The following is a 12,259-nucleotide window of genomic DNA, read 5'->3' as shown; positions in this document are numbered from 1 at the left end:
ACCGCCCGCCCGCCGCAAGCGCGGACCGCCTCCAGCCGGGCGCGGTGCAGAGGCGCCATCAGCTCCAGCCAGCGGGCCGTCCGCTCAGGGCCGTGCCAGGCGACGGCGTCGTCCGGCTCCAGCAGAGCGGCGAGGTCGGTGTTGCGGGGCAAGGGCGCCCGCGCGCGCCACCAGATCCAGTGCGCCGCGAGTTCCGCCGGCAACCCGGCTGCGGCGACCTGCACAGCGCGGCTGTGGAAGGGGCTCGGCCCCACCAGGCCCGCGGGCGGCGGCGCGCGCGTGGCGATCACGAAGACCCTGGGACGCGACTGCGGCAGGAAGGCCGCGGCGTCGATCTCCAGGGCGCCGAAGCCGTAGCCCTGCGCCGCCAGCGCCTGCGCCAAGGCCGTGAAGTCCCGCCCGCCATGCGAGGTGAGCAGGCCGCCGACGTTCTCGACGACGATCGTCCGCGGCGCGCGGCCCTCGGCGGCCAGACCCTCGATCAGCCGCCAGAAGCCGAAGAAGGCCGAGGAGCGGCCGCCCGCCAGCCCCGCCCGCGCGCCGGCCAAGCTGAAGTCCTGGCAAGGGCTCGAGGCCCAGGCGAGGTCCGCGCATCCCGGCAGGTCGTCGGCCGAAAGCTTCCAGACGTCGCCTTCGCGGAAATGCGCCGCGGCGTCGGGGAAGTTGGCCCGGTAGGTCGTGGCCTTCACCGGATCGAAGTCGTTGGCGAAGGCGCAGTCCCAGCCCTCGCCGAGACCCAGCCGCGCCATGCCGCCCCCGGCGAAGAACTCATAGAAGGAGAAAGGCGCCCGATTCATCGCGTTTGAGACTACCCTGCGTCGCTCAATCCCCAAGGATGCATGCATGCGCCGGTTGATCCTATTCGCAGTCCTCGCGCTCGCCGCCTGCGGGAAGTCCGAGGAACCGCGCAACCCCGGCCCGGCGCCGGACGTGGCGATGAACTTCAGCCAGCCGATAGACGCTCGGGGAACCGATCCGTCCTGGGGCCTGAAGATCCGCGGGGTGCAATTGACGCTCACCCGGCCGAACCAGCCGGACCTGGTCGCCACAGCGCCAGGGGCGGTGATCCAGCCCAGCCAGGCGTCCTGGACGGCGGCTTTGCCGGATGGGCGCGCGATGAAGGTCAGCCTCTTCGCGAGCCCCTGCTCGGAGGGCGTCGGCGACGTCAAATACAGCTTCTCGGCCGAGGTGGTGCTGCCGGACTCGAGCCCGCTGACCGGCTGCGCGGGCCCGCCGGTCGCGCCGCGCGCGGCCGCGGCCAAGCGCTAGCGTCCTCATCGATTCCGCAGGTCGCCCAAAGCCGGCCGCGACGCCGGCGAACTGCGGAATCGGGACACTAGCTTCGCCCGACCTCGATCTGGTCGATCTGCGACTTGGGCTCGGCCCGGCCGACATGGGCGGCCAACAGCCATGCGCTCATGGCCAACAGCGCCGCGACGGCCGCGGCCAAGGTTGCTTTCAGCGTCACGATGGGTCCCTCAACCGATCTCACGCGGGCCCACGGTCTAGCTTGTTGACCTTAATTCACCGGGAACAAAGGTGCTGAATCCTTCGTAAGCGCCGACCAGCCCCCTCGGCCCGTTCGCGAACGCGCTTGACCGAACCCGGCCGGCGGGCGGCAAAATGCCCCGACAGACAGCGAACGCTGCGCCGGCCCAAGGGAGCCACGATGGAAAAGGCCTACGACCTGGTGATCCGGGGTGGCAGCGTTGTCGACGGTACGGGCGCACGGCCCTTCGAGGCCGATGTGGCGGTCAAGGACGGAGCCATCGCCGCGGTGGGCAGGATCGCCGGCTCGGGCGCGGAGGAGATCGACGCCCGCGGCCAGGTGGTGACGCCGGGCTTCGTCGACATCCACACCCATTACGACGGCCAGGCCACCTGGGACGAGCGCATGCAGCCCTCGTCCTGGCACGGAGTGACCACCGTGGTGATGGGCAACTGCGGCGTGGGCTTCGCGCCCTGCAAGGCCGCGGACCACGACCGGCTGATCCGGCTGATGGAAGGCGTGGAGGACATCCCCTTCCCCGTCCTGACCGAAGGCTTGCCGTGGAACTGGGAGAGCTATCCGGACTATCTGGAAGCCTTGGCCAGGCGGCGTTTCGACGTCGATATCGGCAGCCAATTGCCCCACGCGGCGCTCAGGGTCTTTGTCATGGGCGAGCGGGGCGTGAACCGCGAGCCGGCGACCGAGGCTGACATCAACGCCATGGCCGCGATCGCCAAACGGTCGATGGAGGCCGGCGCCCTCGGCTTCGGCACCTCGCGCACCCTCAACCACCGGTCTTCCGACGGCTCCCCCATCGCCACCCTGACCGCGGGCGAGGACGAACTGACGGGCATCGCCATGGGCATGGCCTCCGCGGGGCATGGGGCCGGCAAGGGCGTACTGCAGGTGGTCTCCGACTTCAACGATCCCGCCGAGGAGTTCGCCATGCTGCGGCGGATCGTCGAGAGGTCCGGCCGGCCGCTGTCCTTCTCCCTGCTGCAGAGCCCGCGCGATCCCGAGCAGTGGCGCCTCATGCTGGACTGGATGTCGGAGGCCAAGGCCGCCGGCCTGCAGATCCGCGCCCAGGTGGCGACCCGGCCGGTAGGCGTGCTGTTCGGCCTGGAGCTGACCGTGAACCCGTTCAGTTCGCACCCGAGCTATCGCGCCATCAAGGAGCTGCCGCTGGCCGACCGCGTGGCCCGGCTGCGCGATCCGGAGTTCCGCGCCCGGCTGCTCGGCGAGGAAGCTGAGTCCGCGCGCGCGCCCGGCCTGTCGCCGGCCCGCGCCTGGGACCGCATCTATCCCATGGGCGAGGAGCCGGACTACGAGCCGACGCCCGACCACTCCCTCGCCGCGATCGCCGAGGTCCGCGGCCTCGATCCGTACGCGGTGGCGCTCGACCAGATGCTGGACGGGGGCCAGGGTGGCGGCCGCGGCATGCTCTACCTGCCGATGCTCAACTACGCCCAGAACACCCTCGACCCGGCCTATCGGATGCTACAGCACGATTGTGTCGTGCCCGGGCTTTCCGACGGCGGCGCGCACGTGGGCATGATCTGCGACGGCAGCTTCCCGACCACCAACATCGTCCACTGGACACGCGACCGCACGCGCGGGCCGAAGCTCTCCCTCGAGCACATGGTCAAGGCCCAGTGCCGCGACACCGCCGAGACCGTTGGGCTTTTCGACCGTGGGCTGGTCCAACCCGGCTACCGCGCCGACCTCAACGTCATCGACTACGGGCGCCTGCGCCTGAGGAACCCGGAGGTCGCCCACGACCTGCCGGCCGGCGGGCGCAGGCTGATCCAGCGCGCGGACGGCTATGTGGCCACCATCGTGGCCGGCCAGGTCACCTACCGCGACGGCGAGCCCACCGACGCCCTGCCCGGCCGCCTGCTGCGCGGGGCTCAAGGCCAGCCGGCGGCGATGGCCGCGGAATAGGAGACGGATCGCCATGTCGCGCCTCGACCATATCGAACTGCCGGTCCGCGATGGGCAGGAGTCGCGCAACTGGTATCGCGACATGCTCGACTTCGAAGTCGAGGTGGAGTTCCCGGACGAGCGCGTGGTGGGCCTGCGCGACGACGCGGACCTGACGATCTTCATGCATGAAAGCGCCCCGCCGGTCGCCGCGCCGGGCCTGTCGTTCACGGTGCAGGTGGCCGACGTGGAGGCGACGCATCGCGAGCTGGTCTCCCGCGGCGTCGCCTTCGAGCACCCGCCGCAGAAGGTTTACTGGGGTTACGGCGCCGAGCTCCTCGACCCCACCGGTTATCGCCTGCGGCTGTGGGACGAGGTGACGATGCGGGAAAAGGGCTAGCGCCATGAACGATATCGCCCCCTTCGCGCCAAAGGTGCTGGAAACCGCCTGCGAATGGACCGCCCGGGACGTGGCCGATCCCACGCAGTGGACGGAGCATCTCTCGGCGACCGAGCTCGACGAGCTGGAAACGGCGGTGGCGCACGCGTTCGGCCTCTCCGACGACTTCCTGCAGATCGGCAAGGCGGAGTTCCCGCTTCCGACGCTGGCTCCCCGCCTGAAGGCGATCGAGCGCGAGCTGATGGACGGACGCGGCTTCGTCCTGATCCGCGGCCTGCCGCGCGAACGCTGGTCGAACGACGAGATGAGCATGGCCTATTGGGGGATCGGCGCGCACCTCGGCCGGCCCTGGCCGCAGAACGCCAAGGGCCACCTGCTGGGCGACGTCACCGACCACGGCAAGGCGCCGGGCGACCCGACCTCGCGCGGCAACGAGATCGGCCTGGTGGGGCTCGGCTTCCACTGTGACGGCTCGGACCTGGTGGGCCTGATGTGCCTGCAGACCGGCGTCTCGGGCGGGCTCTCGGCGGTCTGCAACTCCGTTGCGTTGCATAACCGCCTGGTGCGCGAGCGACCGGACCTGGCGGCCGAGCTCTACAAGCCGCAGCCCTTCGACTACCGCGGCGAGCAGGCGCCCGGGAAGCCCGGCTGGTACCTGATGCCGGTCTTCACCCGCCATGGCGACCGGCTCTTCATCCGCCTGATCCGCCCCTACATCCTGGCCTCGCAACGCCACCCCGACGCCCCGCGCCTGACCGACACGGCCATCGAGGCGCTCACCTGGATGCAGGACCAGGCCGAGGGTGGCGCCTATTCGGTGATCATGGACTTCCAGCCCGGCGACATGCAGTTCATCAACAACTACCACGTGCTGCACGGCCGCAGCCCCTACGTGGACGACCGCGCAGCGGGCAAGGTGCGACACCTCAAGCGACTGTGGCTGGAGACCGAAGTGGTGGCCGACCGGCCGGCGCATTTCACCAACCGCATGGGTTCGCACTGGGCCAGGAAGGCCAGCATCAGCCGGATGGACGCTTAGGAAAACGCTCGGCGATCCTTCTCCCCTTGTGGGAGAAGGTGGCAGCCGAAGGCTGACGGATGAGGGGTCGACGTGCGGCGCAGCAGGTATCCGGTGATCGCAGGATGGCGCGCCGTACTCCTCGCGCCGATTCTTGTGCCCGTAGCTTTGATTGCGCAACTCCTGCCAGGAAAAAGGACGTTTGATCGCTCGCCCGCCGAGGTTGCTGGGTTCCTACGTGATTTCCTCGATGGGACCGGAGGCGAATGGGATTGGGACGAATTCGAATGCGTGCCGATCACGAATCCAGAGCTGGACCGAATTCGTCCGCACGCTGCTATGGCGGGTCCTCCGGGAGCTGACCTGGCAAAGTTGAGGGAGCTGCTGGCTCAGGCTGAAGCCTTGGCCTGAGCGACCCCTCATCCGACCTGCTTCGCAGGCCACCTTCTCCCACAAGGGGAGAAGGACGCATGGCGCCAGGGCTGATTCCACCCCATAACCGCTCGATGCAATCCGCCGTCGCTGAAGCCGAAGCCGACCCCCTCGCCGAAGCCCGCGCGATCCTGCGGCGGACCTTCGGCCACGCCGAGTTCCGGGGGATGCAGGGCGATGTGATCGCCGAGGTGCTGGCGGGCAATAGCGCCATGGCGGTGCTGCCGACCGGCGGCGGCAAGAGCCTCTGCTACCAGATCCCGAGCCTGATCCGGCCCGGCCTGGGGCTGGTGGTCTCGCCGCTGATCGCGCTGATGACCGACCAGGTGGCGGGCTTGCAGCAGTCCGGCGTGGCGGCCGCGCGGCTCGATTCCAACATCGACCCCAGCGAGAAGGCCGAGACCTGGCGGCGGATCGAGGCCGGCGAACTCGACATCCTCTACACGTCGCCGGAAGGGCTGATGCAGCCCTGGATGTTGGAGCGACTGTCGCGCATCCCCCTGGCGCTGATCGCCATCGACGAGGCCCACTGCGTCAGCCAGTGGGGCCACGACTTCCGGCCGGAGTACCGGATGCTGGGCCGGCTCGCCGACCTGTTCCCCGGGGTCCCGCGGCTGGCGGTGACCGCCACCGCCGACGCCCGGACCCGCGAGGACATCCGCGCGGAGCTGCGGCTGGAGGACTCGCCGGAGTTCGTCGCCAGCTTCGCCCGGCCCGAGCTGGTGCTGTCGGCCGAGCGCAAGCGCGGCGCGGCGCACAAGCGGGTGGTGGAACTGGTGACCGCCCGGCCCGACCGCTCGGGCGTGGTCTACGCCGGCTCGCGCGACGGGACGGAGAAGCTCGCCCAGGCGCTACGCGACGCGGGCGTACCGGCGCTGGCCTACCACGCGGGCCTCGAGCGGCAGCTGCGTACCGAGCGGCTGGAGCAGTTCCTGCAGGCCGACGCGGCGGTGATGGTGGCGACCATCGCCTTCGGGATGGGGGTCGATAAGCCCGACGTCCGCTTCGTGATCCACGCCGATCCGCCGGCTTCCATCGAGGCCTACTGGCAGGAGATCGGCCGCGCCGGCCGTGACGGCGACCTGGCCGAGGGCATCACCCTCTATGGGGCGGCCGACATGAGCTGGGCGCTGCGGCGCATCGGCGAGCGGGAGATGGACGGCGCGGTCAAGCAGGTACAGGTGGGCAAGGTCCGCCAGCTCTACGCCATGCTGGACGGGACCGGCTGCCGCGCGGCCACCGTGCGCCGCTACTTCGGCGAGGCCGGCGTTGAGGCCTGCGGGCAATGCGACGTTTGCACCGGGCGGATCGAGACCAGCGACGCCACGGAAGCCGCCCAGAAGGCGCTGTCGGCCGCGCACCGCCTGGCGGGCCGATTCGGGCGCGGGCGGCTGGTCGACCACCTGCTCGGCAAGACCAAGGACGTCAGCGACCACGAGGCCTCGCTGTCCACCTGGGGGATCGGCCAGGAGCTGTCGGCGCAGGCGTGGCGCGAACTGGTCGAGCAGCTGCTGTTCGAGGGCCTGCTGCGGGAGGACCCCAACGACGGCCGCCCGCTGGTGGGCGTCGGCGACGCGGACGCCGTGCGCGCGGTGTTCCGCGGGGAGCGGCGGGTGACGATCCAGACCCGCGCCGAGGCCCCGGCCAAGGCCCGGAAGGCCCGCAAAGGACGCGAGACCCTGGCGCTGTCGCCGGCCGACCAGCCGCTGTTCGAGGCGCTGCGCGCCTGGCGGTCCGGCGAGGCCAAGAGCCAGCACGTGCCGCCCTATGTGATCTTCCACGACCGCACGCTCGCCGAGATCGCCACGGTGAAGCCCGGCAGCCGCGCCGCCCTCGAACGCATCAACGGCGTCGGCGAAGGCAAGCTCGCCCGCTACGGCGCCGCCGTGCTCGAGGTGGTGGGCGGGTTCGACGGGGAGGAACCGGGGCGCCCGGCCTTGCTCGTGGAGCGCGCCCAGGAGCTACGTCGAGACATGACGCCGCCCGAGCGGCTGCTCTGGGAACAGCTCAAAGGACACAAGCTCGACGGCTTCAAATTCCGGCGACAGCACCCATTCGCGCCCTACATTCTCGACTTCTACTGTCCGGCGAAACGCCTGGCGATCGAGGTGGATGGCGAAGCTCACAGCACGGGCGACAACCCTCAGCGCGACGTCCGCCGAGACGCCTTCCTGAAACAACAGGGTGTGCGCGTGATGCGCATTTCGGCCGACGACGTATTCCGTGAATTGAACGGCGTCGTGCTCACCATCCTCGACGAGCTGAATCGCTAGAGCCTTCCCCCGGTACGGGGGAAGTGGCCCAAGACGCTCTTGCGTCGCGGGTCGATGGGGGAAGTGGAGCGACTAAGAACACTTCCCCCATTGTCGGCCGGCTTCGCCATTGCCGACATTTCCCCCGTACCGGGGGAAGGCAGGTCGGCGCCCCTTAGAACTTGGTCTTCACCTCGACGCCGAACGTGCGGGGGTCGTTCACGAAGCCGGTCAGGTTGTCGAAGTCGATCCCGCCCTCGAGCTGGATGCGGTTGGTGATGTTGCGCCCGAAGACCGCCACTTCCCACTTGCCGGCGGCCGCGCGGTAGCCGAGCCGCAGGCCCCCTTCCAGCAGGTACTGACCGGTGAATTCCGTCGAACGGTAGAGGAAGAAGTCGACTGAAGAGCGGTAGGCCCAGTCGGTGAAGGCGAAGAACTCGCCGTCGCCGTAGGGGATGCTGTAGCTGGCCGTGACGTTGGCGATCCAGCGCGGGGCGTTGGGCAGGTCGTTGCCGTTGATGTTCACCGTGCCCGGCAAGACGCCGGGGGGGTTGAGCACCGTGCAGCCGCCGCCGCAGGGCTGGGTCGCCAGGTTCGGGTCGTCGATCTCGGTGTGATTGTAAGACAGACCCGCGGTCAGGATCAGGTGGTCGATCGGCTCGGCCTCGCCGTCGAACTCGAAGCCGTAGCCCTCGGCGTGCTTGGCGTTGATCAGCTGGTTGAAGTTCGCCCCGCCGCCGACGGCCGTCAGCTGCATGTCGCTGACCCTGTAATAGAAGATGTCGGCGTCGATGCGGGCCCGCTTGTCGAAGAGGTCGGCCTTGAAGCCGGTCTCATAGGACATCAGCGTCTCGGTGGTAGCGACCGAGATGGTGTCGCCGAACAGCAGCCGGCCCTGGATCGACGGCGCGCGGTAGCCCTTGGCTATCCGCGCATAGAGGTTCACGTCGTCGTTGAGGGCGTAAGTGGCGTTGACGTTGAAGCTGACGTCGTCGCTGCTCGGGTTGGCGCGCTCGACCGGGGTCGGCGGGGCGCCGAACGGCGAGACCAGCCGCTGCGCCAGGAAGTCCTTCTTGTCGTTCGAGTAGCGAAGGCCGCCGCCGACCGTCCACTGCGGCGTCAGCTTGTAGTCGGCATTGCCGAACAGCGCCCAGGAGGTGGTCTTCTGGTGCTGGTAGGCGAAGCCGTCCTGCGCGCCCCCGGCCAGGGTGTTGTAGTCGAAGCTGTCGATCTTCACGTCTTCGAAGAAGTAGAAGGCGCCGACCGTGTAGCTGAGCGCGTCCCGCTTGCCGGCCAGCCGCAGCTCCTCCGACCACTGGGCGTGGTAGGGCATGCCGTCGGCGCTTTCCGAGGGGAACGGGATGAGGCCCGGCCCGGACGGCGGCGCGAACACCGCGCCGAAGCCGCCGTCGATATCGCCGTGCGAGAGCACCTTCACGTGCTCGAAGCCGGTGACGGACGTGAGCACGGGCCCGCCGAAGTCGTAGTTCATCTTCAGGCTGGCGCCGACCTCCTCGACCTTCTGGAAGGAGCGGGGCTGGGCGTCCTGGGCGATCTTTTCGACGTCGAAACCGGGGACGAAATCGTTCGTCCCCTTCTGGATGATGTTGGCGCGGAAGATCTGCGGCGAGCCGTCCAGGTGGAAATAGTGGACGTTGGCGAGCGCATTGAACTGCGGCGTCGGCGTGAACAGCAGCTGGCCGCGCAGCGCATATTCGTCATAGCCGCCGGTGGCGTTGTTCTGATGGGTGAAGAGGTTGTCGATCCAGTTGTCGCGGTGCTGATAGAGCGCCGAGAACCGGCCCGACAGCACGTCGGCCATGATCGGGCCGCCGACCGCGCCTTCCAGATTGGTCGTGCCGTAGGTCCCGTAGGACGCCTCGGCGTAGCCGCCGAAGGTCTGGCTCGGCTTGACGGAATCGAACTTCAGGACGCCGGCCGGCGTGTTGCGCCCGAAGAGCGTCCCCTGCGGTCCACGCAGCACCTCGACCTGGTCGATGTCGAACAGCGGCACGCCCTTCAGGATCGGGTTTTCCAGGACCACGTCGTCATAGACGAAGGATACCGGCTGCGAGGCGTTGAGGTCGAAATCGGTGTTGCCGAGGCCGCGGATGTAGGGACGCGGAAAGGTCCGCCCGAAGCTCGATTCCAGGACCAGGCTCGGCACCCGCGCCGAGAGCACCCGGATGTCGCCGCCCGACGAGCGGATCACGTCCAGCTTGGCGCCGCTGATCGCGGTCAGCGATTCGGGAACGTCGTTGATGTTCTCCGACCGCTTCTGGGCGGTGACGATGACCTCCCCAAGCACCGTGGCGTTGGTCTCCGCCGCCAGCGCCGGACGGGTTAGGCCCGCGCCCAGGACCACTGCGGCCACAGCCACGCTCCGCGCCAGCGCCACGCGCCGCGAGTTCAACGCAATCATCGCCTCAAGCCCCCATGTCTGCATCGATGTCGCCGCAGCCAGCCCTGGCCTCCGGCGTCACGGAAACTACACCGTGCAGTCACGGACCGGACGCAAAAGTCGCGCGATCAGGCCCTCGGCGCCCCCGCAGCCGCGTTTTTTCGCGCCGCTGCTGCATTTCTGCACCGCAGCACGCGGGGGAGGATTGGCCTAGACGTCCACTTCAGCGTCCAGGGCGTTTTCCTGGATGAACTCGCGGCGGGGTTCGACGAGGTCGCCCATCAAGCGGGTGAACATGCCGTCGGCGTCGTCGGCGTGGGTGACCTTGACCTGCAGCAGGGTGCGGGCGTTGGCGTCCAGCGTGGTCTCCCAGAGCTGGTCGGCGTTCATCTCGCCGAGGCCCTTGTAGCGCTGGATGGCGAGGCCGCGGCGACCGTTGTCCATCACCGCGTTGACCAGGTCGATCGGCCCGCGGACCACGGTCGGCCGCTCCTTGCGGGTGAAGGTCGCGCGGCCGGCGAAGATCTCCGCCAGCTCCTTCGACCGCTCCGCCAGGCGCCGCGCGTCGGCGGCGTGCAGCAGGAGCTCGTCGAGCACGATGCGTTCGGAAACGCCGCGCTTGACGCGGGAGAAGACGTAGCTGTTCGCCTCGCCCGGCGCGCCCGTCCAGGCGCCGTCGCCTTCCTCGGCGTAGAGGTCGAGCCGTGCGGCCGCCTTGGCCGGGTCGCCGCCCTCCGCCAGCAGGCCGGCCAGCGCCGCCTGCTCGATGGCGAAGGCCGGAGCCCGGGCGGCGAGCCGCTCGACGTTGGCCTTGGCGCCGCGGGCCGTCTGGACCATGGCCAGCAGGTCGGCGCCGGTGATCCGCTCGCCGTTGGAGAGGTCCAGGGTGGCCCCGTCGACGCCCTCGTCGATCAGGTAGATCTCCAGCTCGGCGTCGTCCTTCAGGTAGCGGACCGACTTGCCCTTGGACGCCTTATAGAGCGGCGGCTGGGCGATATAGAGGTAACCGCGGTCGATCACCTCCTTCATCTGCCGGTAGAAGAAGGTCAGCAGCAGGGTGCGGATGTGGGCGCCGTCGACGTCGGCGTCGGTCATCAGCACGATCTTGTGGTAGCGGATCTTCTCGATATCGAAGTCTTCGCTGCCGATGCCGGCGCCCAGGGCGGTGATCAGGGTGCCGATCTGCTCGGAGCCCAGCATCTTGTCGAACCGGGCGCGTTCGACGTTCAGGATCTTGCCCCTGAGCGGCAGGATCGCCTGATTGTCGCGGTTGCGGGCCTGCTTGGCCGACCCGCCGGCGGAATCCCCCTCGACGATGAAGATCTCCGACTTGGCCGGGTCCTTCTCCGCGCAGTCGGCGAGCTTGCCGGGCAGGGACGAGATATCCAGTGCGGACTTCCGCCGGGTGAGCTCGCGCGCCTTGCGGGCGGCCTCGCGGGCGGCGGCGGCCTCGGCGATCTTCTGCACGATCAGGCGCGCTTCGTTGGGATGCTCCTCGAACCAGGAGCCCAGGCCTTCCTGCACCAGGCCCTCGACGGCCGGGCGCACCTCGGACGACACGAGCTTGTCCTTGGTCTGGGAGGAGAACTTCGGGTCCGGCACCTTGACCGAGAGCACGCAGGTCAGGCCCTCGCGGGCGTCCTCGCCGCCGACGGAGACCCTCTCCCGCTTGGCCGCGCCGGAACTCTCGGCATAGCCGGTGATGATCCGCGTCAGGGCCGAACGGAAGGCCGCCAGGTGAGTGCCGCCGTCACGCTGCGGGATGTTGTTGGTGAAGCAGAGCACGTTCTCGTGGTAGCCGTCGTTCCACCACAGCGAGAGGTCGATCTCCACGTTCTCGCGCTTGCCGCGGATCACGATGGGGGCCTTGAGCAGTGGAGTCTTGGCCTTATCCAGGTGGCGTACAAAGGCCTCGACGCCGCCCTCGTAGTGCATGACCTCCTCGAAGGGCTCGGCGCCCCGCAGGTCCTTCAGCCAGATAGTCACCCCGGAATTCAGGAAGGCCAGCTCGCGCAGGCGGTGCTCCAGCGTATGCCGGTCGAAGTCGATGAAGGCGAAGGTCTGCAGCGAGGGCAGGAAGGTCACCTCGGTGCCGGACAGGAACTCGCCGTTCTCGCGCAGCGGCGCGACGCCGCTCTCCGTCAGCGGCGCAACGGAGTCGCCGTGGCGGAACTCCATCTCGTAGGACTTGCCGCCGCGATAGATCTTCAGCTTCAGATATTCGGACAGCGCGTTGACCACCGAGACGCCGACGCCGTGCAGGCCGCCGGAGACCTTGTAGGAGTTCTGGTCGAATGTCCCGCCGGCGTGCAGCTGGGTCATGATGACCTCGGCCGCCGAGATGCCC

The 12,259-nt window shown here is 69.0% G+C and carries 9 protein-coding genes and 1 pseudogene; 6 read left to right on the top strand and 4 right to left on the bottom strand.

Annotation, left to right across the window (positions count from 1 at the left end; genetic code table 11):
- A partial coding sequence (gene dcm / locus JWP28_RS17135; RefSeq protein WP_299544805.1) for a DNA (cytosine-5-)-methyltransferase occupies window positions 1-797 on the bottom strand: 797 nt, incomplete at its 3' end.
- Window positions 798-843: 46 nt separating this feature from the next.
- Between dcm and JWP28_RS17130 the strand changes: the two genes are divergently transcribed.
- Window positions 844-1,269, top strand: a complete 426-nt coding sequence (locus JWP28_RS17130; protein WP_299544803.1) for a hypothetical protein — start codon at window positions 844-846, stop codon at window positions 1,267-1,269.
- Between the two features lie 67 nt (window positions 1,270-1,336).
- Here JWP28_RS17130 and JWP28_RS17125 read toward each other — a convergent pair whose 3' ends face one another.
- Entirely contained in the window at window positions 1,337-1,468 is a 132-nt protein-coding gene (locus tag JWP28_RS17125) for a hypothetical protein (protein WP_299544801.1), read from the bottom strand.
- A 201-nt stretch (window positions 1,469-1,669) separates the two neighbouring features.
- On the opposite strand from JWP28_RS17125, the gene JWP28_RS17120 reads away from it, so the two are divergent.
- From JWP28_RS17120 to JWP28_RS17100, 5 genes and pseudogenes are all read left to right on the top strand, one after another.
- A complete protein-coding gene (locus JWP28_RS17120; protein WP_299544800.1) occupies window positions 1,670-3,430 on the top strand; it encodes an amidohydrolase family protein in 1,761 nt (586 codons plus the stop codon).
- Window positions 3,431-3,443: 13 nt separating this feature from the next.
- A complete protein-coding gene (locus JWP28_RS17115; protein WP_299544799.1) occupies window positions 3,444-3,809 on the top strand; it encodes a VOC family protein in 366 nt (121 codons plus the stop codon).
- Between the two features lie 4 nt (window positions 3,810-3,813).
- Complete coding sequence (locus JWP28_RS17110; RefSeq protein ID WP_299544798.1) at window positions 3,814-4,848, top strand: TauD/TfdA family dioxygenase; 1,035 nt, start codon at window positions 3,814-3,816, stop codon at window positions 4,846-4,848.
- A 485-nt stretch (window positions 4,849-5,333) separates the two neighbouring features.
- Window positions 5,334-7,160: pseudogene (gene recQ, locus JWP28_RS17105) on the top strand (DNA helicase RecQ); the annotation flags it as partial.
- Window positions 7,146-7,532 (top strand): endonuclease domain-containing protein, encoded by a 387-nt coding sequence (locus JWP28_RS17100; RefSeq protein WP_299544807.1) that lies wholly within the window; start codon window positions 7,146-7,148, stop codon window positions 7,530-7,532. The pseudogene recQ and the gene JWP28_RS17100, both read left to right, overlap by 15 nt.
- A gap of 154 nt (window positions 7,533-7,686) precedes the next feature.
- Here the strand turns inward: JWP28_RS17100 and JWP28_RS17095 are convergent, their stop codons facing one another.
- The gene (locus JWP28_RS17095; RefSeq protein ID WP_299544797.1) at window positions 7,687-9,891 is read right to left on the bottom strand and encodes a TonB-dependent receptor; all 2,205 of its coding nucleotides are present in this window, start codon (window positions 9,889-9,891) and stop codon (window positions 7,687-7,689) included.
- 231 nt (window positions 9,892-10,122) lie between these two features.
- Window positions 10,123-12,259, bottom strand: a 2,137-nt coding sequence (locus JWP28_RS17090; RefSeq protein ID WP_299544796.1) for a DNA gyrase subunit B, incomplete at its 5' end; no start/stop codon positions are given.

The sequence above is a fragment of the Phenylobacterium sp. genome, assembly GCF_028290885.1.
Classification (GTDB): Bacteria; Pseudomonadota; Alphaproteobacteria; order Caulobacterales; family Caulobacteraceae; genus Phenylobacterium.
The sequence above is the reverse complement of the archived record's forward strand: the minus strand, read 5'-3'. Positions and strand labels throughout refer to the sequence as shown.

Bases quoted from the DNA above. Each gene is read 5' to 3' on its own strand.
- JWP28_RS17130 (WP_299544803.1), top strand. From the start codon at position 844: ATGCGCCGGTTGATCCTATTCGCAGTCCTCGCGCTCGCCGCCTGCGGG.
- JWP28_RS17120 (WP_299544800.1), top strand. From the start codon at position 1,670: ATGGAAAAGGCCTACGACCTGGTGATCCGGGGTGGCAGCGTTGTCGAC.
- JWP28_RS17110 (WP_299544798.1), top strand. From the start codon at position 3,814: ATGAACGATATCGCCCCCTTCGCGCCAAAGGTGCTGGAAACCGCCTGC.
- JWP28_RS17115 (WP_299544799.1), top strand. From the start codon at position 3,444: ATGTCGCGCCTCGACCATATCGAACTGCCGGTCCGCGATGGGCAGGAG.